The 22,431-nt window shown below is 40.6% G+C and carries 20 protein-coding genes and 2 riboswitches; of the genes, 13 read left to right on the forward strand and 7 right to left on the reverse strand.

Features of this window, described 5'->3' with window-relative positions:
* Nucleotides 1-190: 190 nt before the first annotated feature.
* Both ASE42_RS01475 and ASE42_RS01480 read left to right on the forward strand, forming a co-directional pair.
* Complete coding sequence (locus tag ASE42_RS01475) at nt 191-445, forward strand: ORF6C domain-containing protein (RefSeq protein ID WP_024427548.1); 255 nt, start codon at nt 191-193, stop codon at nt 443-445.
* 5 nt (nt 446-450) lie between these two features.
* The gene (locus ASE42_RS01480) at nt 451-822 is read left to right on the forward strand and encodes a DUF1304 domain-containing protein (protein ID WP_034624120.1); all 372 of its coding nucleotides are present in this window, start codon (nt 451-453) and stop codon (nt 820-822) included.
* Between the two features lie 34 nt (nt 823-856).
* On the opposite strand, the gene ASE42_RS19005 is transcribed toward ASE42_RS01480, so the two are convergent.
* Entirely contained in the window at nt 857-1,021 is a 165-nt protein-coding gene (locus tag ASE42_RS19005; protein ID WP_003214630.1) for a hypothetical protein, read from the reverse strand.
* Between the two features lie 255 nt (nt 1,022-1,276).
* Here ASE42_RS19005 and ASE42_RS01485 point away from each other — a divergent pair, with 255 nt between their 5' ends.
* The 11 genes from ASE42_RS01485 to ASE42_RS01535 all read left to right on the forward strand — a co-directional run bounded on the left by ASE42_RS01485 (nt 1,277) and on the right by ASE42_RS01535 (nt 13,696).
* Nucleotides 1,277-1,933 carry a type 1 glutamine amidotransferase domain-containing protein gene (locus ASE42_RS01485; RefSeq protein WP_024427546.1) on the forward strand — a complete coding sequence of 219 codons (657 nt, stop codon included), beginning with the start codon at nt 1,277-1,279 and terminating at the stop codon, nt 1,931-1,933.
* Between the two features lie 140 nt (nt 1,934-2,073).
* Nucleotides 2,074-3,201, forward strand: coding sequence for a hypothetical protein (locus ASE42_RS01490; RefSeq protein ID WP_024427545.1), 1,128 nt, complete (start codon nt 2,074-2,076; stop codon nt 3,199-3,201).
* Nucleotides 3,202-3,257: 56 nt separating this feature from the next.
* Nucleotides 3,258-3,361, forward strand: a riboswitch (TPP riboswitch).
* An 87-nt stretch (nt 3,362-3,448) separates the two neighbouring features.
* Nucleotides 3,449-4,135 carry a thiaminase II gene (gene tenA / locus ASE42_RS01495; RefSeq protein ID WP_024423928.1) on the forward strand — a complete coding sequence of 229 codons (687 nt, stop codon included), beginning with the start codon at nt 3,449-3,451 and terminating at the stop codon, nt 4,133-4,135.
* Nucleotides 4,132-4,731 carry an ECF transporter S component gene (locus ASE42_RS01500; protein WP_024423927.1) on the forward strand — a complete coding sequence of 200 codons (600 nt, stop codon included), beginning with the start codon at nt 4,132-4,134 and terminating at the stop codon, nt 4,729-4,731. Before tenA ends, ASE42_RS01500 begins: the two co-directional genes overlap by 4 nt.
* Entirely contained in the window at nt 4,706-6,304 is a 1,599-nt protein-coding gene (locus ASE42_RS01505) for an ABC transporter ATP-binding protein (RefSeq protein ID WP_056765358.1), read from the forward strand. Before ASE42_RS01500 ends, ASE42_RS01505 begins: the two co-directional genes overlap by 26 nt.
* Nucleotides 6,294-7,028: an energy-coupling factor transporter transmembrane component T family protein gene (locus tag ASE42_RS01510; protein WP_025093770.1), complete on the forward strand. Its 735-nt coding sequence runs from the start codon at nt 6,294-6,296 to the stop codon at nt 7,026-7,028. The genes ASE42_RS01505 and ASE42_RS01510 overlap by 11 nt, the downstream gene beginning before the upstream one ends.
* 534 nt (nt 7,029-7,562) lie before the next feature.
* Nucleotides 7,563-8,018, forward strand: coding sequence for a methyl-accepting chemotaxis protein (locus ASE42_RS19425; RefSeq protein WP_404841210.1), 456 nt, complete (start codon nt 7,563-7,565; stop codon nt 8,016-8,018).
* Nucleotides 8,019-8,187: 169 nt separating this feature from the next.
* The gene (locus tag ASE42_RS01520; protein WP_056765361.1) at nt 8,188-9,003 is read left to right on the forward strand and encodes a YwqG family protein; all 816 of its coding nucleotides are present in this window, start codon (nt 8,188-8,190) and stop codon (nt 9,001-9,003) included.
* A 234-nt stretch (nt 9,004-9,237) separates the two neighbouring features.
* On the forward strand, nt 9,238-10,071 hold the full coding sequence (licT, locus tag ASE42_RS01525; RefSeq protein WP_024423922.1) for a BglG family transcription antiterminator LicT: 834 nt from the start codon (nt 9,238-9,240) through the stop codon (nt 10,069-10,071).
* Nucleotides 10,072-10,398: 327 nt separating this feature from the next.
* Complete coding sequence (locus ASE42_RS01530; RefSeq protein ID WP_056765366.1) at nt 10,399-12,306, forward strand: beta-glucoside-specific PTS transporter subunit IIABC; 1,908 nt, start codon at nt 10,399-10,401, stop codon at nt 12,304-12,306.
* A complete protein-coding gene (locus ASE42_RS01535; protein WP_056765368.1) occupies nt 12,278-13,696 on the forward strand; it encodes a glycoside hydrolase family 1 protein in 1,419 nt (472 codons plus the stop codon). The genes ASE42_RS01530 and ASE42_RS01535 overlap by 29 nt, the downstream gene beginning before the upstream one ends.
* 492 nt (nt 13,697-14,188) lie before the next feature.
* Here the strand turns inward: ASE42_RS01535 and ASE42_RS01540 are convergent, their stop codons facing one another.
* The 6 genes from ASE42_RS01540 to ASE42_RS01565 form a co-directional block, all read right to left on the reverse strand.
* A complete protein-coding gene (locus ASE42_RS01540; protein WP_034667859.1) occupies nt 14,189-15,178 on the reverse strand; it encodes a GNAT family N-acetyltransferase in 990 nt (329 codons plus the stop codon).
* 1,036 nt (nt 15,179-16,214) lie between these two features.
* The gene (locus ASE42_RS01545; RefSeq protein ID WP_024423919.1) at nt 16,215-17,336 is read right to left on the reverse strand and encodes a 5-methyltetrahydropteroyltriglutamate--homocysteine S-methyltransferase; all 1,122 of its coding nucleotides are present in this window, start codon (nt 17,334-17,336) and stop codon (nt 16,215-16,217) included.
* 88 nt (nt 17,337-17,424) lie between these two features.
* Nucleotides 17,425-17,537: riboswitch (SAM riboswitch) on the reverse strand.
* 82 nt (nt 17,538-17,619) lie between these two features.
* Nucleotides 17,620-18,939, reverse strand: coding sequence for a gluconate:H+ symporter (locus ASE42_RS01550; protein WP_024423918.1), 1,320 nt, complete (start codon nt 18,937-18,939; stop codon nt 17,620-17,622).
* A gap of 50 nt (nt 18,940-18,989) precedes the next feature.
* On the reverse strand, nt 18,990-20,411 hold the full coding sequence (locus ASE42_RS01555; RefSeq protein WP_056766807.1) for a four-carbon acid sugar kinase family protein: 1,422 nt from the start codon (nt 20,409-20,411) through the stop codon (nt 18,990-18,992).
* 7 nt (nt 20,412-20,418) lie between these two features.
* Entirely contained in the window at nt 20,419-21,312 is an 894-nt protein-coding gene (garR, locus tag ASE42_RS01560) for a 2-hydroxy-3-oxopropionate reductase (protein WP_056765369.1), read from the reverse strand.
* Between the two features lie 198 nt (nt 21,313-21,510).
* Nucleotides 21,511-22,368 carry a MurR/RpiR family transcriptional regulator gene (locus ASE42_RS01565; RefSeq protein WP_200956583.1) on the reverse strand — a complete coding sequence of 286 codons (858 nt, stop codon included), beginning with the start codon at nt 22,366-22,368 and terminating at the stop codon, nt 21,511-21,513.
* Nucleotides 22,369-22,431: the final 63 nt, after the last annotated feature.

Below are 22,431 nucleotides of genomic sequence, written 5' to 3' on the forward strand. Positions count from 1 at the left end.
TACCATTGAATCCGGCTTTTTGATATGTGAGAAAAGGATTGTGAGGGCACGATTGTTTTTTAAATCGAATGTCTGTTCTTTTTTATTTTGATATCCGAATGAAACCATTATATAATAGACACTGGAAGGTTTTTCTTTCAACCATGATTCTTTTTAGCTGTTAAAACAAAGGAAAGGATGAGCGTTACCAATGAGTTGTGTCACTGCCAAGCAATTAAAGGTGATTCGAGGGACGATGCAGACTTTTTGCAGCCATTTGGAGTATGCTGGCCACGGTAAGCTTCATATCAATACCATCATGGCTTTTATTAAAAAGGAATTCGGCGTGAGAAAAATGAAAGACATTCCACAAAGTCGCTTTACAGAAGCGCTAGAATTGATACAAGACTTTGATTTATACACGGACAAAATAGAGATTCGTGAACGTCTATCAGAAAGGAATTAACTAAATTGAATATTTTAGCAATCATTTTAGTAGGAATTGTCGCATTAGAACACATTGTCATCATGTTATTAGAAATGTTTTTTATGGAATCAAAGATGGCGAAGCGGTCTTTTAAACTGCCAGAACACTTGCAAAAAGATCCAAATGTCAAAGTAATGTTTGCCAATCAGGGGCTTTATAACGGGTTTTTAGCTGCAGGACTCATTTGGGGGCTCATTCTTGGATCGAATACCGTTGGATATATGATTCAGCTGTTTTTCATTCTTTGTGTGCTCATCGCAGCAGTATTTGGCGGTGTAACATCCAATAAATCAATTATCATCAAACAAGGAGTACCAGCACTGCTTGCACTCATTGCACTGATGCTGGCGATCTAAACTTAAATAAAGCCGCCCCTAGTGAGGGCGGCTTTTATCTTTTTCGAAGACCCATCAAACGAATAATGGATGTTAGACAAAGGGCTACGGCAACGGCCAAAATGATTTTTCCGTACATGACCCCCGTTAGGTTCATCAAAAAGACAGCCAATATAATACAGAGCGTGATGATGATCATCACAATCGAATAGGTTTTCATCTCTTTTCCACTCCTTTAAAAATCCCCTCATGTGACGAGAGAACTGTCAATCTTTCCTCATATTATATCACTCAATGACAATTTTACATGAAATTCCCTACCAATAGAATGTGACATATTGATTAGATTTGGAGTCATACCATATTTTTTAGAAAATCGGGTATAACATAATGAGCTGGCCTAAAGTCATATTGCTTGATATTTAATTGTGCAAAATATAAAATAGCCACAGGATAAATCGAAAGGATGATCAAGATGAGTAAGAAAGTGTTATTAGTGTCAACAAGCAGCCCGGAAATGAATGGACATCCAACAGGCTTATGGCTAGAAGAGTTAGCAGAGCCATTTCATATTTTTAAAGAAAATGAACTAGAAGTACAAATTGTCTCTATTCAAGGTGGCACTGTACCAATTGACAAAAATTCAATTCCTGAAGGTGTCCCAGCGCAATATCAAGATGTATATGAATTACTTCAAGACACAAAGGCGCTTACAGATGTGAATCCCGCTGATTATGACGGAATTTTCTTTGCTGGAGGGCACGGGCCTATGATCGACTTTGCGTCTAATCAACTGGTAGCGGATGCGATCTTAGCAGTTTCAGATAAAAATGGTGCGATCGGAGCCGTTTGTCATGGTGTTTCAGCATTCGTTGATGTGAAGGACCAAAATGGCAAATCATTTATCGAAGGCAAAAAAATCACAGGCTTCACAAACGAAGAAGAGGAAGCCGTGCAGCTGACATCAAAAGTTCCATTTTTATTGGAAACAAAACTTCGTGAGCAGGGGGCAGCGTTTGAAAAAGGAGATGCCTTTGCGCCATTTGCTGTCGTTGACGGACAAATCATCACTGGACAAAACCCGGGATCAAGTGCAGAAACAGCACGCTTGTTTGTCAAAACCATTGCATAAAACGATCAAAAACCAGTCGTGACTCATACGGCTGGTTTTTTGTTATAAAAATGTCCCAAAAAAGACCAAAACAATAATTAGAATAATGGTAAAATAATCACAGGGTAAAAAACCCAAATGAGGAAAAAGGGGATGTTCCTGTGAGAGCATTTTATGTCAAAATCACCGCAGCTTTACTGTCTGTTTTACTCGTCGCAACAGGTTTGTTTTCACCAGCATTAAAAGCAGAAGAAGCACCGAAATCAGAAGGGAAAATATCACCACTGACGGAAAAAGCGATTCAGCAAGTGCAAGAATCGTTTTTGAAGCAGGATGAAGGAACCGCTATTCAACAGAAGCAAGTGAAAAAATCATTTAAAGTGAATAAGAAGAAAGGAATCAGTATCAAACGAAAAGCTGCTAAAGAAGGCAAAATGCGCACGTCTGCCGTTCGCTCCATTGATGGACTAGCTATTAATCAATCAGCTGTCTTAACACAGGACGACCCAGTTGATTTATGGTTTTTAAGCACATCTTCACCTCAGGCACTTATCAGCCGGATTACCTCTTCAAACCCTGATTATTTTGTTCAATTATTTGTTGTTGATTATGAAACAGGACAAGCCTACCCGACAGATTTAATTCAACCGGCAGGCAGCCTGCTTGGATTGACCAATTTACCAGCAGGTGATTATGCATTCGGTATTACAAGCGGCGGAGAATTTGGAGACTCCTACACGATACAAGTGAATGCAAAAAACCCGCCCAATTTCACGGGGGCTGTATCCCTTTCGTCCACCTTGCAATATTTTGTAGCTGAGTATGCAAACGGTGATGTTTTCGCAAATGGTACAAAAGTATACAATAAGCAAACAAAGACCGCCGATTATAAATGGGAGCGTGTGTTTTACTTCTCATATGATGGAAAATATGAACAGAGAACTCATTCTGTTGACAGTGTGAAAGTGAAAAGTATTTCGGCACCAGTGTCGTACTCCGCTCCATATGCAAGTTCCTCTGAGGCCATTCTCGTCTACTTAGATGTGGAGACTTTATTTATGTATCATGAATCATCGTTTGCTAGCGGGCAGTACTACCATAGTAGCTTTGTTGATACACTCGGGAAGACAACACCAAGACGCCTAGATATTGATGATATGACAAATTACGGTGATCATATTTTAGCTGTAGATTTAAAAACAGGAAAGCCGATTGATTTCTTCAGTGTGCTGAATTTCTACTATGCTGCAGGGATCGAGAAGCTGCCAACAATCAGAACGTTGAATTAAGAAAGGCGGTTGACATCAAATCGCCACATGTGTAGAGTAAAGATAATTAAATGACAAAAGTCCACTAGGGGAGTCATGTATGACTGAGACAAGAGAAAATCTTGGACCCTTTGAACCTGATCTAGTTCGTACTAGCGGAGGGAAGTGGAGCTGGACCTTGTCTTATTCATGATTGAATCGATAAGAAGGCCGCTCCATTTGGGGTGGCTTTTTCATTTATTCAACTGAAGAAGAGGAGGCTTTTTTTATGACATTTTCTACGCAATTAAGGAAAGAAGCAGAACCGTTATTTGAAGCCATTTATCAGCATCCGTTCGTCAGAGGCTTGGCAGCAGGAAAGCTGGAAAAGGAACAAATCATTCATTACGTCAAACAAGATGCAGAATACTTACAAGCATTCATTAAAATTTATGCAGCAGCACTCAGCAGATGTACAGACAGGGAGGATATTGCGTTTTTCCATCAGCAGATTGCGTTTGTACTAGATAGTGAGACACACCCTCATCAAAACCTTTGCCGAGTGGCAGGAGTCGCATATGATGAGCTCCAAGGTGCTTCTTTGGCTCCGAGTGCTCACCACTATATTCATCACATGCTGCAAGTTGCGCAAGAAGGCACGCTTGGTGAAATCATCGCTGTCCTGCTTCCATGTCCTTGGACATATTGGGAAATAGGGAAACGAATGCTTACAGATGTGCAGCCAGACCCGTCACATCCGTTTTATGAGTGGATCACGTTTTATGGAGGATTAACTGATTCTGTTACAGGTGAGCTTTGCAAGCGGCTCGATCAGTTGGCGGAAGCAGCAAGTGAGAAGGAAAAGGAAAAAATGAAACAGCACTTTATCTTAAGCTGCCAGCTCGAGTACAAGTTTTGGGAAATGGCCTTTACTATTGAAGAGTGGCCAGTTCAACTGGAGGTGCATTCATCATGACATGGAAGATGAAAGAAGTCGTCCTTGCGGTGATTTTATCCGTTGCGTGTGGTGTGATCTATTTAGGATGGTCCACGCTATACTTACCGATTACAGCACTTGTTGGCCCAGCAGGAGGCAACATCATGTTTGGAATATGGGTCATTGCCAGTCCAATCGTTGCATATATCATTCAAAAGCCGGGGGCTGCTCTGATTGCAGAAACAGCCGCCGCGGCTGTGGAATTATTGACAGGCAGCCACTTTGGACTTTCAGCTCTGCTGATTGGTGTATGCCAAGGGCTTGGGGCAGAAATCGCCTTTGCTCTTTTTGGTTATAAACGATATCGCATGTGGACACTGATGCTCTCTGGTGCCTTTGCCGCTATCGGAGCGATGGCGTACAGTCTCGTGGCAAATGGCTTTGGTTATTACACGCCTCAAGTTTTACTTATGACCCTTGTGACTCAAATGATCAGTGGAATGATACTTGGCGGCTGCCTTGCGAAAGTGGTGGTAGACGCACTATCCAAAACAGGTGTACTGAATCAATATGCCATCATGAAAGAAAAACGAAACAAAGGTGAACAGCATGAATTCATTTCTCGCGTGCAATGAACTCTCTGTCCGTTTTTATGAACAGCCTAAGCCCGTTTTGCATCAAATCTCCCTTACGATTCAAAAAGGGGAAAAGGTGCTTATTTTAGGACCGAGCGGAAGCGGGAAATCCACGCTCATTTCGGTTCTGGCTGGAATCATTCCAGAGCATGTGGAAGCAGACATGCAGGGTGAAGTGGTGCTGCAAAGACATACAGGCGTCATGTTTCAAGATCCAGACTCTCAGTTTTGTATGCACCGCGTCAATGAAGAAATTGCCTTTAGCTTAGAGAACCGTTCCGTTCCTCGTGAAGAGATGGATGACATCATTCAGCAGCTCATGCAAAAAGTCCAACTGAATGTCGATCCGCATACAGAGATTCACACTTTATCTGGCGGCATGAAGCAGCGATTGGCACTTGCTTGTTTACTAGCATTACAGCCGGATGTTCTATTCTTTGATGAACCAACCGCACAGCTTGATCCGGCAGGTAGAATGGACATATTTCAACTGCTGCAGCAGCTTGCAGCCGGTCAGCAGCAGACCATGATTTTTATAGAGCATGTGCTTGACGGTGTCATCGAATGGATGGACCGGGTGATTTTATTAGATGATCAAGGCAGCATTTTAGCAGATGGAGCTCCAAAAGATGTGCTCACGGCATATGAGGAAGAAATGAAAGAGGCTGGTATTTGGCGGCCCAAATTATTTCCCGAGAAATGGTCCACGATCATTCAAGATCCATTTCATCCACTGAGTCAAACCTTTATGCAAACTTTTAAAGCACGAAAAGAGCAGCGAGAAAAAGTGCCATCAATCGAACGAAAGACAATGATTCGTACAGAAAATCTTCAATTAAGCTACGGGAAAAAAAGGATTATGAGTGATCTCCAGCTTGATATCAAATCAGGGGATTGGGTGGCGATCATTGGGGAAAATGGAAGTGGAAAAAGCACACTTCTCAAACATTTGGTTCGTTTAGAGCCAACGAAAAAAGGCCACATTTTCTTAAAAGATACACTCCTAAAAAAGTGGTCAGACCGAGAACTATATGAAAAAGCAGGCTTTGTGTTTCAAAATCCGGAGCTTCAATTTATACAAGACACAGTATTCGATGAAATTGCCTTTGGCGGCAGACAGCGAAACTGGCCAGAATCAGTCGTACAAGAAAAAACGGTTCAGCTGCTGAAAGAGTTCGGTTTAGAGAATCATGCAAAAGCACATCCCTTCACCTTAAGTTTAGGGCAAAAAAGAAGATTAAGTGTTGCCACGATGCTCCTTTTTGATCAAGATGTATTGCTGTTAGATGAGCCGACTTTCGGGCAGGATGAAAAAACGGCGAAGGAATTGATGAGGCGTTTAAAAGAGCGTCAGCGCCAAGGTACGACCATTGTGATGGTCACACATGATATGGAGCTTGTCGATGAGTGTGCCGATCAAGTGCTTCTGTTTCATCAAGAGAAGCATGTGTATGATGGCACCCCTTATGATTTATTTTCAAATCAAGAACTTGTCGATGCTTATCAGCTGAGAGCTCCTTTACATTATCGCTATGTGGCAGAAAGAAAGGACGTGCTGACGATTGCAAAGTAATCAATCCTTTCTTTCTACTGTGAATCCAGTCATGAAATTACTCGCTCATCTGCTTGCGATGGGCTGTCTCATGGCGATTTCTGACCCTAAAACTACCTTTATCATTTGGCTGTTTGCTCTTGGCATTGGAGTTGTTTTAGGTGGATGGAATATGAAGTATCTCGTTACAAGGCTTGTCCCTTATTTGCTCTTTTTTATTCTCGTCTTTTGGATGATGGCTGCCTTCGGCAAGGGGGATCATACCGTTTGGAAGTGGGCGTGGTTTCATATCACAGAGGAGAGTTTAAGAAATGGGCTCACCATCGCTTTTAGAATGCTGGGATTTGTGACATTTGGTCTCCTTTTTACGTCCACAACAGATTTGACGGCATTTATGATGAGTCTGATTCATCAGTGCCGAATGTCCCCAAAATGGGCGTATGGCATGCTTGCCGGTTTCCGGTTTATTCCGTTATTTCAAAGTGAATTAAAACAAATGAAAGCTGCACACAAAATCAGAGGCTACAAGCAAAAAAACAGCTGGAAAGCCTTTATGCGTTATGCATTGCCCCTTTTTACGCAAGGCGTACGAAAATCAGAACGCTTAGCGATTGCAATGGAAGCCAGGGGCTTCACAGGGACGAGAGAGCGAACGTATTATCATATCATCAGCACCTCATGGATTGACTACATGTATCTTTTTCTCATCGGTATCAGTGTCTTCATGTGCATTTACTTTGTTTAAAAAACACCCACATTCTCTTGATAGAATGTGGGCTTTTTATATGTCTTAGGTCATTTGATTGATATTAGTACACATTACAGGCTGTAATAGATCATATAACGAACCGATAAAGAAGGTGTACTGAGAAAAAGAGAGGATGAACGTAAGCGAATGTCACAGAGAATTGATAACATAATAGACGCTTTACCAATCATTGGACTCGCTATGAGAGAGCAGCTAACCTTTTCTGTTTTAGGGAAAGAGAAGGTTCTTTACTATCAGCAGCATGGGAATATTGATTTAGGATTTAAAGCTGGTGATGCACTAGATGCTGGATTCCAAAACTTTGCGATGTTGAAAAATGGGAGAGAACCATCGTTTATCCAAATTCCGAAAGAAGTATACGGGATTCCAATGGATATCGTAGCCGTTCCAATTAATGATGAATCAGGTCAAGTGGTTGCTGCCTTCTGTGTGGCATATGACCAAACGAATCAACAACGATTAGATCACATCATGACGGAGAGCAACGAAGCTTCCGAAAAACTAGTCGCAATGGTACAGCAGGTTGCCGCACATTCAGAGGAACTACAAGCGACAAGTGAACAAATTCTACAAAATACGAAAACCACTGTCGAAAATTCCTCTAAAATCAATCAAGTGTCCAATCTCATCAAAGGTATCTCTGATCAAACGAACTTACTTGGACTCAATGCATCAATAGAAGCTGCAAGAGTAGGGGAAGCAGGAGCAGGCTTTGGAGTGGTCGCAACAGAAGTGAGAAAGCTGTCAACTCATGCGAAACAGGCGACGACTGATATTGAAACAGCCCTAAAAGATGTGCAGGGGTCGATCAAAGGAATGGAAGAAGAAATTGCGCAAATTGTCGCTTCCTCTGAGCATCAAGCAGAACTAGTAGGCACTTTTACGAAAATTATTGAAGGTCTTCACGAAACAAACGAAACGATGAAAGCATTAGCAAACGACTTAGTAAACTATCAAGTGAAATAAAAGAACGACAAAACCTCCAGCTGAATCGGAGGTTTTTTTATCATTTCAAGGTGAGAAACTTGTTAGGATTATGACCGTTTTATCGCTGACAGGCAGGATACACTTCTGTATGATAGAAAAAGAGAGACTAGTTTTGTCATTAGACCTATTCATAAGGAGGAAGATCATCGTGACACAATCAGCGAAGCTGAAAGAAATACTTGCACCCTACCGTCCGTTGTTAGATGAAACGGAAAAACCAATGATTCAATTGCAGATGAAACAAGGAAAAACAGGACCATACGACAGCAAAATAGCTGGTGATCCTTATTTTCCAAAAAACGACGAATATCCAGTTAACGGCGAAGGACATCCTATGAAACTTTTGGCGCAAATTAATTTCGGCCAGCTGCCCAAGGTGAAGGATTATCCAGAAACAGGACTTTTGCAAGTTTTTATTTCTGTGCATGATGATCTTTATGGGATGAATATTGACCATAAAACAGAGCAAAAAGATTTTCGCATCAAATTTATTGAGGAACCTTTCTTGGCAGAAGAAGAGTTAATGACTGATTTTTCTTTTGTGAAAATTCCAGACGATTTTTATTTTCCTGTGACGAAGGAAGGCGCAATTACAGGTGAATTATCAAGCGAAACGATCAGTGTAGGAGATTTCCGCTTTGAAAAAGTCACAGGAAAGAACAGCTGGGACCTATTCGAAGATGCAGATGGTGTTAATGGCGATGAAGCAGATGCCCTGCTGGATGAATTTTATGAAACAGCGAGTGGCTTTGGTCACAAATTGGGCGGGTACCCAGGGTTTACACAAGAAGACCCGCGTACCTATGTAGATCAAGAACATACCGTTCTGTTATTGCAAATTGACTCAGATGATGAAGTAGATTTGATGTGGGGAGATTGCGGTATTGCCAACTTCTTTATCAAACCAGAAGACCTTAAACGAAAAAATTTCGAGAATGTCGTCTATAATTGGGATTGCTCCTGATTTTGTAAAAAACACACTTTAAACACTCTTTTTAGAGTGTTTTTGTGTATGTTTTTAGACTTTTTTGCCCCTATTTCGTCATTTTTGAGAGGTAATATGTCATTCTTTCTAGTTGACCGGATCAAAAAAAATGTAAAATCATCTTAAAGTCCTCTTTTTTGAAAATAATAATAACATGACATATCAATCAACGATAAAATGCTCGAAAAAGCGGAATGTACTGGGGGGTATCAATTGATCATTTCTAAAGTAATCAATAATAATGTTGTCAGTGCGTATGATGACGAGCAGCATGAGCTGGTCATTATGGGCAGAGGGATCGCGTTTCAAAAGAAAAGCGGAGACCCGATTGACGAAGAACGAATCGAAAAAGTATTTTCTATTCAAAATAAAGATATATCAGAAAAATTCAAAACCCTGCTTTATGATATTCCAATCGAGTATATGCAAGTGTGTGAGGCGATTATTGAGCATGCAAGAACAACGCTTAACAAAAATCTAAATGACAGCATCTATGTGACGCTGACGGATCATATCACCTTTGCCATTGAACGTCATCAAAAAGGAATGGACATCAAAAATGCCTTGCTCTGGGAAATCAAACGGCTGTATAAAGATGAGTTCAGATGTGGTTTAGAAGCTATTCGGATCATTGAGGACAAGCTGAGCATCCATCTTCCTGAGGATGAAGCCGGCTTTATTGCCATGCATATTGTCAATGCAGAGCTCAATGAAGAAATGCCAAACGTGATTCAAATCACCAAACTTATTCAAGACATTTTAAACATCGTTAAATATCACTTTCAAATTGATTTAGACGAGGAATCATTAAATTATTTCCGATTTGTGACGCATTTAAAGTTTTTCGGACAGCGTCTGTTTAACGAAACACAAATGGAAAATCAAAATGAGTTTCTGTATGAAGTGGTAAAAGAGAAAAACACTGCAGCTTTTCAATGCGCAGAAAAAATTAACGAGTATGTTCAAAAAGAATACAACCGAAGTCTCATAGAAGATGAAATGCTATATTTAACTTTGCATATAGACAGAGTAATAAAAAGAAAATAAATTCAAAAAGAAAGCGTTGACATCACAAAATTAACATGATAATTTATAACTATAAACTAAATAACCCACAATCTTTTAGGATTGTTACTGGTCAAGCAGGCAAAACCTAAATCATTGTCCCTATCTTTGATAAGGCGTGATTTAGGTTTTTTTATATCTAAAGACTTATAAAAATTAAATAACGATCAATCGCTATGAAGGATTGTTACTGGTTAAGCAGGCAAAACCTAAATATCGATTAATGTCTGAATCGCTATTTCTCGGACATTAATGGATGTTTAGGTTTTTTCTATATCAAGATGAAATCAACGATTGGAGGGTAACACAATGAACCACAAACAAACAGCAAAAGAAGTGCTAGAACTTGTCGGCGGTGAAAAGAATGTTAAACACGTCACGCATTGTATGACAAGACTTCGCTTCAACTTATACGATGAAAGCAAGGCAGATAAAGAGAAGCTGCAATCAACAGACGGCGTCATGGGCGTGAATCAAAGCGGAGGCCAATATCATGTCATTATCGGCAATGATGTCTCAAATGTCTATCAAGCGATGGTCGCTGATTCAGGTCTATCATCTGATGTCAAGTCAGGCGGTACAGAAGAAGCGTCAAAACAAAATGTGATATCAAAGCTTTTCGATTTTATCTCTGGTGTCTTCACACCGATTCTTCCAGCCATCGCTGGGGCCGGTATGATCAAAGGGATTTTGGCACTGATGCTCACGTTCCAGTGGATATCAGATAAAAGCAGTACGTATGCGATTTTAACAGCCATCGGAGATGGAGCCTTTTACTTCTTACCGATTCTGCTTGCTGTAAGCGTAGCCAAAAAAATTGGCACAAATCAGTATATCGCGGCTGCCATTGCAGCAGCAGCACTGCACCCGCAGTTAACCGCTTTACTGGGCGCGGGAAATACAGAATTTCTAGGCTTGCCAGTGGTTGCCGTTGTGTACTCTTCATCGGTGATTCCAATTCTACTCACCATCTGGCTTGGTTCATATGTTGAAAGATTCGCAGAAAAATATAGTCCGAAATCATTAAAGATCATCCTTGTTCCAACAGTCACACTTCTAGTCGTTGTACCAGTTATGCTCATCGCGGTTGGACCGCTTGGCGGGATTATCGGAAGTGGCCTTTCAGGTGGAATTGATTTATTGTTCAAACATGCAGGTCTTTTGGCAGGACTCTTGATCGGCGGATTCATGTCACCATTGATCATTACGGGCATGCACTATGCACTGCTTCCAATCATGATCAACAACATTACGTTAAACGGTTTTGACTACATTCTTCCAATGATGTTTGTAGCGAATATGGCACAAGCAGGCGCAGCATTCGGTGTCTTCTTAAGATCAAAAAACAAAACATTCAAATCATTGGCGATGTCTACAAGTATCACAGCCTTAATGGGTATTACTGAACCTGCTATGTATGGTGTGAACATGCGATTGAAAAAACCGTTCCTTGCAGCCCTTATTGGTGCAGCAGCAGGCGGCGTGTTCATGTCAATCTTTAAAGTAAAATCATATGTGATATCTGGATCAGCAGGCCTTCCAGGTCTCCCAACATTCATTGGACCAACATTTGTCTACTCAATCATCGGTTTAGTCATCGGATTTGTTGTAGCAACGATCATGACACTTGTTCTAGGATTCAAAGATGTACCAGTGAAAGATGATACAAAAGCAGACAAACCAGAAGAAAAGAAAGACACAGCAGCACTTCAAAATGAAGTGGTACAAAGCCCGCTTGAAGGTCAACTAAAGCCGCTCAATCAAGTAAATGATGCAACATTTTCTAATGAAATTATGGGTAAAGGTGCAGCCATTGTACCAACAGCTGGGCGTGTTGTAGCACCGTTCAACGGCAAGGTTGAAACCATTTTCCACACAAAACATGCCATTGGCTTGAAGAGTGAACAAGGTACAGAACTTCTCATTCATGTCGGGATTGACACGGTAAAACTTGGCGGAAAGTATTTCACAAGTCATGTGCAGTCAGGTGATCTGATTCAAGCAGGAGATGTACTCATTGATTTTGATATCGAGGGCATTCAGCAAGAAGGCTATGATGTCACCACACCTGTTATTGTCACCAACACGAATGATTATGCACAAGTTGATGCGAAAACAGATGGAACGATTACAGTAAAAGAGACACTGCTTACAGTCAGTGTAGAAGAAAAAGAGGAGGGTATTCAACATGAACAAGTTAGAAAAAACATTTCCTAAAGGTTTCTTATGGGGCGGCGCTGTTGCAGCCAACCAAGTTGAAGGCGCATATAATCAAGATGGAAAAGGCTTATCGACAGCTGATGTATCACCAAATGGTATTATGCACCCATTCGATGAATCAATGAAAGACCTTAACTTATATCATGATGCAATCGATTTCTACCATCGCTATAAAGAAGATATTGCACTCTTTGCAGAAATGGGATTCAAGTGCTTCAGACTATCCATTTCTTGGCCGCGTATTTTCCCAAATGGCGACGATGCGGAACCGAATGAAGCAGGCCTCGCTTTTTATGAAAAAGTATTTGATGAACTGCATAAGCACGGAATTGAGCCAGTTGTCACCATCTCTCACTATGAAATGCCGCTCGCACTTGTGAAAAACTACGGCGGATGGAGAAACCGCAAGCTTGTCGATCTTTATGAAACATACGCGAAAACATTGTTCACTCGCTTTAAAGACAAAGTGAAATATTGGATGACATTCAATGAAATCAATGTCGTGTTACATGCGCCTTTCACTGGCGGCGGACTTGTATTTGAAGAGGGTGATGACGAGAAAAGCATTCAATATCAAGCAGCGCATCACCAATTTGTTGCAAGTGCTTTGGCTGTCAAAGCAGGACACGAAATCATTCCTGATGCGAAAATCGGCTGTATGATTGCAGCGATGACAACTTATCCGTACAGCTCAAGACCAGAAGATATGTTTGCTGCAATTGAGCAAGACCGTAAAACATTATTCTTCTCAGATGTACAGGCAAGAGGTTATTACCCAGGTTACATGAAACGTTATTTCCTTGAAAATGACATCAACATCGAGTTCCAAGAAGGGGACGAAGACATTTTAAGAAACCATACAGTGGACTATATTGGCTTCAGTTATTATATGAGCTTTGTGACAAGTACAGATCCAGAGATTCTTGGACAAGTGACTGGCGGTAACTTATTTGAAGGTGTGAAAAACCCTTATCTAGAAGCAAGTGATTGGGGCTGGCAAATTGATCCGAAAGGACTTCGTACAACACTGAATCAGCTGTATGACCGCTACCAAAAGCCATTGTTTATCGTAGAAAATGGATTGGGTGCTGTCGATCAAGTAGAAGAAGACGGATCAATTCAAGACGATTACCGAATTGATTACCTCAGAAGCCATTTGCTAGAGGCGAGAGAAGCGATCGCAGACGGAGTTGACCTGATCGGTTATACAAGCTGGGGCCCAATTGACCTTGTCAGCGCATCAACGGCTGAAATGAAAAAACGCTACGGCTTCATTTATATTGACCGTGATAATGAAGGAAACGGTACATTAGATAGAAAGAAAAAGAAAAGCTTCGATTGGTATAAACAAGTGATTGCGACAAATGGTGAACATTTGGATTACTAAACAGAGGAAATATTGTTTCGATCCTTTAAGAACATCTAGTGTCTTGAAATGGTGAAAACAATTTGAATCAGGCATTATCATTCATTGGGTCTCCTCTAGGGGCATGATGGGTGATAATGCCTTTTTTATGAAAAAGACATTATCGAACAAAAAATAAACCACACTTTAATTTGTTGCGTGGTTCATATAAATCATATAATGGTTTTAATTCGGTAATACCCATTCTTCAAGTATTTCTTTTATATCTTCAATGATTAGGGTATTTAAAATTAAATTCTAGTAGACTTAACCCTTTCCCAATTGTGGTCTAAGAAAAGAATCCTATTCTCAAATGGTTATCAGCAGCAATTCTGTCTTCAATTCAGTAATTATACATCTGAATCTTTCTCCACTGTATGAATTCATAATCAATATTATAAAATTTAACTAGCCCAGGATAGACTATTAATAACTTGGTAGTACTTATGGAACTAGTCAGTCAGCTTTTTATAGTCATTGTATCAACCTTTTTTCAAATTCTAATTCATCTTTGACATGTATTCCGTAATTTCCTATAGAGGGAATTGTAGGTTTAACCATTCTTGCTTTATCAATTGCACCAATATAGATGTTTTTGAAAGAATATCCCTTTCTTTGATAAAACCTAATTGCATTTAAGTTATCATTACTAGTGATTAAATTAATAGAGTGTATATTTTGTGTTTTTAGATTTTGTTCTAACTCAAAAAGTAATCTACTTCCAACACCATGGTACTTTTCTAGAGCCTCCAAAGTCAGGATTTCTGCCTCTTCTTTGAATATTTTGTAAACTAATATTCCTACTATATAATCTCCACGTTTAGCCAACAAAATGTTTTCATTTAAAACATTATAAGTTGTCCCTTTAGACACCATAGTCGTTCCACCCCAATGTTCATTAAAAAACCATGTTAACCACGAAAAGTCTTTTGAACTTGGCTGAGTTATTATCAATTCTTCTGAAAGAGAACATTTTTTTGACAGCTGGATATGGGCTATTTCTTTTTCATGCGCTTGATCCTCAGAAAAATGGATTGAGATGCCTAGTTTTTCGGCGTTTATTTGAGCAAGTTTTTGTGCATAGTTCGAAAAATCTTCAGGGTCAATACCAAAATAAAAAAAACTCTCAGGTGGATTCTTTTTGTACCACAGTTTGCTACTGATGACATATTCGTTTTGTTTTGTTTCAGTTATGCTGATATCATCATATAATAGTGCTCTTCCTTCAATAAACTCTAAGACAAATTCATCTAATTTGTTTTGAGTAAATATACGGTTTTTTTCTTGAAAATATCCTATTTCACTTAATTTGCTGTGAATCCAATTAATTAAATCATCCTCGTTTAGTTCATTATCTCTCGCTAGTGCCATTAGCATTGCAATGTAATTAACGATTGTTTTGCTTCTCTTAGTTGAAATGTTTTTATAGATGTTTTCTAAAATATCGTTGTTAAGTTTATTCATTTTACATATACAACTTCCTTTTCAATTAATTGTTTACTCAATGCTTGCAGGTCTTCGATACAAGTTTGAACATCTGTATCATATTCTTCAGTAATTTCTAACAAGTTACCAAGATTGTGGCTTTGGCTCGTTTGTATCCATACTTGTTGGAATATCTCCGTTCAACGGAGAATTCTAAAGGATGGAATGAATAATTTGAATACCTGTGCTGGTGTAATGGGGGTATGGTTTATAATTTTATTACCTATCGACGGATAGTTTATTTTCTTTGGCGAAATCATTATATAAATAACATTCATCATAAGTTAGCCATGAATGTACACTCCTTTCCTAAAGTGTTAAGGTATGAAAAAACAAGTTTATAATACATGTCCATTAGCAATAACTACATTACTAAACTCAACAAGAAGAGTAGTTTTATAAACTTTATTCTTGTAATCATTTTTCTATTTATGTATTAAATTTCAAGTTAATACCCTAACGGAAGTCATAATATCACATTTTTCTTATTTTTTTAATTTAGATCAATAAATTTTTGACAAGTTTTTATATCGATACTCTCTATCTAATAAAGTGAATATCATTGAGGAGGCAGTGACCTTAACGAATTTTTAGTACCACCTGTAGGGGGCAAAGAGTTGGTATGAAAAAGAGTTGCCTTAGCATTTGATTTCACCGATATATTTAAACCAAAGCTTCGAGACCCCATAAACTATAGTCACACTTTTAGGTTTGCTTGAGGGAACGATGGAAAAAGCAGTATTGTAATTTCTAATAATTAGGGTGGATTTTCAGTAGGAGATATTCTGGCTAGGAAGATGACTTGAATGTATCAATCCACTTAACTTGTTAGACAACTTATGAGTATAAAAATGGTTTTTAAGAAGATAACGTATGTTCAATATCTTCTTAAACTTAACTATAGAAGTAATACGATTAAACTTAATATCAAGTTGATTGAGATGACAAAAAATAAAGAACCGCTTAAAAAAGCGGTTCTTTATTATGAAGGTCAGCTTTTTCTGTAAGTTTCCGCCTATTTCCACACTTGATCAGCAATCTCAATCACATGACGCAGCTTTTCCCATTGCTGCTCTTCTGTTAACAGGTTACCTTCCTCTGTTGAGGCGAATCCGCATTGTGGACTCAAACAAATTTGGTTAATGTCCACATATTGAGCCGCTTCCTCAATGCGTTTTTTAATCTGTTCAACTGGCTCAAGCTCTCCATATTTTGAAGTGACAAGGCCTAGTACGATTTGAAGGTTTGGGTTCTTCACATATCGAAGGGGCTCAAATCCGCCAGAACGATCGTCGTCAAACTCTAAAAAGAGACCATCAAGATCTAAGCCGGCAAAAATTGTTTCTGCCGCTGCTTCGTAACCACCTTCAGCTGCCCATGTCGATTTAAAGTTACCGCGGCAAATGTGCATCGTAATCACCAAATCCTCTGGGCGGTCAGCAACAGCTTCATTGATTGTCTTCGCAAACGATTCGCGAAGTTCATCTTCTTCTCGGCCAAAGGCTTTGATTTGTTCGTGGCCTTTTTCAGAAAAGAACACCGCCCATGCCGTATCATCCAGCTGCAAGTAGCGGCAGCCTGCATCATAAAAAGCACGGATTGCTTTCTTATATGCCTGTGCCACATCATGGTGGAATTCCTCTAAGCTGTCATACACCCCTTCTTCAAGCTTTCCACGGAAAAAGAGCATATTCGGACTTGGAATCGTCATTTTAGCCGTATGATCACCAGCGATGCTGTGAAGGAAACGATAATCCTCCAGCATTGGATGATCTGTAAAATCGATCTTGCCTGTTACCTTGATGCCTCTAGCTTTTGTCGTTGTGTTATGAAATTGAATGCCTTGATCTGCTTCAAACCCTTCAACCCCATCGAGTCCTTCAAGAAAGTCAAAATGCCACCATGCACGTCTGAATTCACCATCTGTGACAACCTCTAACCCAATTTCTTTTTGCTTCTCTACAATACGTGTAATTTCTTCGTTTTCAATTTGTCGGAGCTGCTCTGCTGTCAGCGTACCGTCTGCTTTTTGCTTGCGTGCTTCCTTGATGCGCTCTGAACGAAGTAAACTTCCTACTTGATCTGCGCGGAATGGCGGTTTCGTTGTTTTCTTTCCAATGGTTTGTACTTGAGTCATGCTGAATCCCTTCTTTCTTCAGGTTAAAAAATCAAATAAAAAAGCTCTTCCTTAGATAAGGAAGAGCATCATATACTGTGAGAACTCTGCCTTATCTTCAAACAAGCATTTGCTTGCTTAAGGAATTAGCACCATTCTGTTCCTAGGAACAGCGGTTGCCGGGTTTCACAGGGCCAGTCCCTCCACCACTCTTAATAAGGTTACCTTTTGATTCAATTTTCTTAATAAACACAATTATTCAACGTTTTCAGGGAAAAGTCAATGGTTTTTACAATTTAATTTCCTACATGAACAAATCAGCGACAAGAACACCAGCTAGTCCGACAAGTGAAAGCACGGTGACCATCAATGTCCACGTTTTAAAAGTTTGAGCCATTGATAGGTTAAAGTATTCTTTATAAATCCAGAAACCCGCATCATTCACATGAGAGAACGTGATACTGCCGGCACCTGTTGCGATCACCATTAATTCAGGGCTGACACCCGTCAGGCCAATCAGTGGTGCAGAAATGCCAGCCGCCGTGAGACCGGCGACAGTGGCTGATCCTAAAGAGACACGAAGGACAGCAGCAATGAGCCAAGTCAGAAGCAGGGGAGAAAGTGTGCTTCCTTGCATGATTCCTGCAATGTATTGATCGACGCCGCTATCAATGAGCACTTGTTTAAAGGCACCGCCGCCTGCAATAATTAATAGAATCATAGCAATAGAGCCGATAGAATCCGTGATGGACTTCATCACATCCTGCATGCTCTTTCCTCTTCCAAGCCCAAACGTGTAGATGGCAAGCAGCACTGAGATTAATAGTGCAATCGCCGGTTCGCCTAAAAACTCAGCGGTTGGCAGCAATGGGGAGGATGGGAAGAAAATTTCTAGAAATGCTCTGAATGTCATAAGTAATACAGGCAAAACAGCAGTGAAAATGCTAATGCCGAAGCTAGGCATTTCTTCTTCTGTGAATTCCTTTGGATTAAATAAGTTCTTTGGGATATGTGCGTGCAACTGATCTTTTTTAAATAGTTTCGTAAACAGAAGTCCGCCTACTAAAACAGCAGGAATCGCTAAAATAATCCCAACCAATAAGGTTTGTCCCATGTTTGCCTGAAAGACATTCGCAATGGCAGTTGGTCCTGGGTGAGGAGGGAGGAAGCCATGTGTGGTGATGAGTGCAGCGACGAGCGGCATACCCACATACAGCACAGGAAGTCTTGCAGCCTGAGCGATTGTAAAGACTAATGGAATTAAGATAATGAATCCGGTTTCATAAAATAGAGCAATTCCAATCACAAACCCAGTCAGCATCGTCGCCCATTGGATTTTTCCGATGCCAAATCGGTCAATAAGTGTCATCGCGATCCGCTGAGCTCCGCCAGAATCAGCCATCAATTTCCCAAGCATCGCTCCAAAACCGAGAACGAGTGCCAGATGTCCGAGCGTACTGCCAAGTCCTTTTTCGACGGAAGCGATCGCTTCTAGTGGTGTCATCCCTTCTAACACAGCAACAATTAAAGAGACAATAATCAAAGAAATGAAAGCGTTTAACTTAAAGACAACCATGAGTAACAGCAATAACAAAACGCCAAGTCCAATAAACACTAATGACATGATCTTTCCTCCTTTGTGGTGCATAAGGGGGCGCAAACCCCCCCTATGCCTTATCCTTCAAGTATGTCTACAGCTTCTTTTAACGTATCCTTTGCCCCAACATTTCCCGGGAAAATCACATAAGACATGAAAGGGAATTTACTTTCTTCTCCTGTTTGCCAAACAGGGATCCCTGGTTTGATTTGACCTGCCACGGTCGCACGTTTCACGCTAAGTCCTCTTGTCCCAATATCGCTGGAGGTAATTCCACCTTTGGCAATAAGATACTTAGGACGAATGGTGAGACGCTGGACAATACTTGTCACAGCATCACTAATCTGTACAGAGAGCTTTAGTTCTTCCTCTTGGCGATCATCCCCAAGATCAAGCCGTTCTCTTCTTGTATAAACAGCCACAGATTGACCAGCTGCCAACAGTGTTTCAGTTTGCTGAATGACGCGGTCAATTTCTTCGCGAAAGGCATCAGGCTTTAACACGAGGTGGGTATTAAATTCAATAAAAGCCATCTCTTTATTTTGCTCAAGCGCTTTTAATTGTTCTGTTGTTTTTTTCACATGAGAACCGACCATAATGAGACCACCATGAGGGCTTTCTTCTTGTATCAAGTCATCTCTTGTTAATAAGGCTTGATCCCCTATACCGCCAAGTACTTTTGTGAGCGCCGCCGCACTTCTGAACATCAGCTGCTGTCCTGCTTGAATGGCTTCAATGAGAGCGGTGACAAAGACTTTGACATCGTCATAATCCACTGCGTTTACAACCACCTTTTTGAAATCCTTCACACCCATGAGCTGATGTTTGATTTGATCAATGCGTAAAGCCCGCAGATCAGCTAACGAAATGTAGGTCGTGTTCTCTTTTGTGAACATTCCTTCTGACTTTTCTTCAATCCATTCTCCAAGATGAGATGATTGAAAGCCGAATGTGCGGTCTCTTGCAAATTCTGTGTTACCAGCAGGAATTAATTCATGTCCTTCCTGTACGTAATGAATATTGTCGATCGTAAAGCGTCCACCTTCTTGGAAAAAAGGAAGAAGGATTTCACCATCGAAATGGCGGGAGCTTTGCTGTTCAATGGTCGTTTTGAGTACTTCAGTTTCAAGCGGAAAGTGTCCACGAAGAGTAGAATCCCCTCTGCTGACAATGACGAAGTCCTGATTAAGCCGTTTAGCCACCTTTACAATGGTTGCTGCGATTGTTTTGTGCGCAGCGGCAGTTTCTTTCTCTGTCATACTGCGAGAATTGGTCAAAATAAAGAACATGCGGCTGTCTTCAAGAAAACCAGCTTCAATGCTTTCCTCTGACCAATCGGTGAAAACAGAGACGCCATGTACGGTTTGAATCCCTGTTGGATCATCGTCTAATACAATAACTTTATGCTGAAAGCTGCTCAGTGCTTGTTCGTATGCTGATTGAATGGCCTTTGAATCTGCTTTCGGAATGGCATTCAGTATGTCAGTGCTTTGTTTCATGACCATCTCATCCTTTCTTTACTTCGACATGAGCCATTTTTTCGTAATATTGAACGATGCCGCCATGATCAAGCCCGGATTTTCCGTCCGCTTTGAGGGCGTGGAAGATTTCAAGCAGCTGACTAGAAAGCGGAAGAGGAACACCGATATCGTGAGCAGTTTCCATGACATTGGTTAAATCCTTCAAGTTGATGTCGATGCGTCCGCCAGGTTCAAAATTTCGTTCTAAGATGAGAGGGACCTTTGCATCGAGCACGGCACTTCCTGCCAGTCCGCCGCGGATGGCTTCATACATCTTATCAATGGCAATGCCTGATTTAGCAGCTAGAACGAGCGCCTCGGACATGGCCGCAATATTTAAGTTGACGATGATTTGATTGGCAAGCTTCGCTGTTGTCCCGCTGCCATTTGCTCCAACTAATACGACTTCAGTGCCCATTGCAAGCAGGACATCCTTCACTTGCTCAAAGATGGATTCTTCGCCGCCAGCCATGATGGCAAGTGTTCCGTCTATTGCCTTCGGTTCTCCGCCGCTGACAGGTGCATCGATAAATTCCACCTGATGCTGTTTGGCAAGAGCAGCTAAAGCCCTGGAGGTGACAGGAGAAACTGAGCTCATATCTACGATGATAGTGCCAGGTGCAGCTGTCGTTAAAATGCCTTGATCACCTGAAACGACTGCCTCTACATGCTCTCCTTTAGGAAGCATTGTGATGATGATATCGCTTTCAGAAGCTGCCTCAGCTGCTGAAACAGCACCTTTTGCTCCGGCTTCTTGTAACGATCGAATCGCTTCCTCATTTAGGTCAAAAACTGTCAAAGTATGACCAGCTTTTAATAGATTGAGTGCCATAGGTTTCCCCATAATACCTAGTCCAATGAATCCAATCTTCTTTGTCACGTTGCCTGCCTCCTATATAGAAAACCCTTACAAAAAGCGCTTTCTTTTCATTTTGTTAGTATATATACTATCTTTTAAATTTGATAGTAGGAAATAAACTATTGTTCATTTAATGTACATGACGTGATAGGAACGTGTCAACGGAAAATATGAAAAAAGTCACAAAAAAAGACCGGAATCAGCTCCGGTCTTTTGTGTTTATGTTTTATTTTTAGCTACGGCTAAACGAGATCGTTTCACGTTTTCAATGGCATTTGATCCTAGCTCTAAAACAGCGGTGACGTATAGTACATCAATGATCACAAGCTGGTTGATACGGGAGATCATGGAGTCTGATCGATAGGTTGTCTCTCTTGAAGAACTAAGCAGATGAAAGTCAGACCGCTTTGCGAGCTCAGATTTCGGATAGCTGGTGATAGAAGCAACCTTTGCCCCTTTTTCTTTTGCAAACTGTACGGCGTCAAGAATTTCTCTGCTCTCTCCTGAATGGGAGATTGCGACGATAAAATCGTGTTCCGTGGCGTGTGTGGCAATCATATTCATCATATGCGGATCACTGCATAGGCTCACTTCAAAACCAAGCTGCAGGAACTTATGATAAGCATCCCCAGCAATAAAGCTGGACGAGCCTGCTCCAAAAAAGACGGTTTTATGTGCCTGTTTCATGTGTTCAATGAATTGTGTGACGGCATGATCTTCTAAAATATGCTTCATATCTTGTATAGAGTTTGTTGTTAACTCTATGACCTTATGTTTAATATCAGCTACACTATCGGTTGCCTCGATCTCACCGTATATGGATTGAGGTGTATTGGTCGCGATATCCTGTGCGACATGGACACGAAACACTTGATACGATTCATAGCCAATTTTTCTTAGAAACCGAAAGATCGTCGTTTCACTTGTGCTGCATTCAGCAGCGAGTGCACTTATAGAATGAAGCACAACTTTCTGAGGGTTTTGTAAAATGTAATTGGCAATCTTTTTCTGGGTTGGGGACAAACTATGAAACGTTGTCCGAATGTGACTAAAAATATTCTCTTCTATGATAAACACCACACTTCATCTAGCATTCTACATTAAGCATACAGGAACTTATGAAAACGGTAAACAAACCCG

It is taken from the genome of Bacillus sp. Root920, assembly GCF_001429445.1.
GTDB lineage: Bacteria > Bacillota > Bacilli > Bacillales > Bacillaceae > Bacillus > Bacillus safensis.

Bases quoted from the DNA above. Each gene is read 5' to 3' on its own strand.
- ASE42_RS01475 (WP_024427548.1), top strand. From the start codon at position 191: ATGAGTTGTGTCACTGCCAAGCAATTAAAGGTGATTCGAGGGACGATG.
- ASE42_RS19005 (WP_003214630.1), bottom strand. From the start codon at position 1,021: ATGAAAACCTATTCGATTGTGATGATCATCATCACGCTCTGTATTATA.
- ASE42_RS01485 (WP_024427546.1), top strand. From the start codon at position 1,277: ATGAGTAAGAAAGTGTTATTAGTGTCAACAAGCAGCCCGGAAATGAAT.
- tenA (WP_024423928.1), top strand. From the start codon at position 3,449: ATGACATTTTCTACGCAATTAAGGAAAGAAGCAGAACCGTTATTTGAA.
- ASE42_RS01500 (WP_024423927.1), top strand. From the start codon at position 4,132: ATGACATGGAAGATGAAAGAAGTCGTCCTTGCGGTGATTTTATCCGTT.
- ASE42_RS01505 (WP_056765358.1), top strand. From the start codon at position 4,706: ATGAATTCATTTCTCGCGTGCAATGAACTCTCTGTCCGTTTTTATGAA.
- ASE42_RS19425 (WP_404841210.1), top strand. From the start codon at position 7,563: ATGGTACAGCAGGTTGCCGCACATTCAGAGGAACTACAAGCGACAAGT.
- ASE42_RS01530 (WP_056765366.1), top strand. From the start codon at position 10,399: ATGAACCACAAACAAACAGCAAAAGAAGTGCTAGAACTTGTCGGCGGT.
- ASE42_RS01535 (WP_056765368.1), top strand. From the start codon at position 12,278: ATGAACAAGTTAGAAAAAACATTTCCTAAAGGTTTCTTATGGGGCGGC.
- ASE42_RS01540 (WP_034667859.1), bottom strand. From the start codon at position 15,178: ATGAATAAACTTAACAACGATATTTTAGAAAACATCTATAAAAACATT.
- ASE42_RS01545 (WP_024423919.1), bottom strand. From the start codon at position 17,336: ATGACTCAAGTACAAACCATTGGAAAGAAAACAACGAAACCGCCATTC.
- ASE42_RS01550 (WP_024423918.1), bottom strand. From the start codon at position 18,939: ATGTCATTAGTGTTTATTGGACTTGGCGTTTTGTTATTGCTGTTACTC.
- ASE42_RS01555 (WP_056766807.1), bottom strand. From the start codon at position 20,411: ATGAAACAAAGCACTGACATACTGAATGCCATTCCGAAAGCAGATTCA.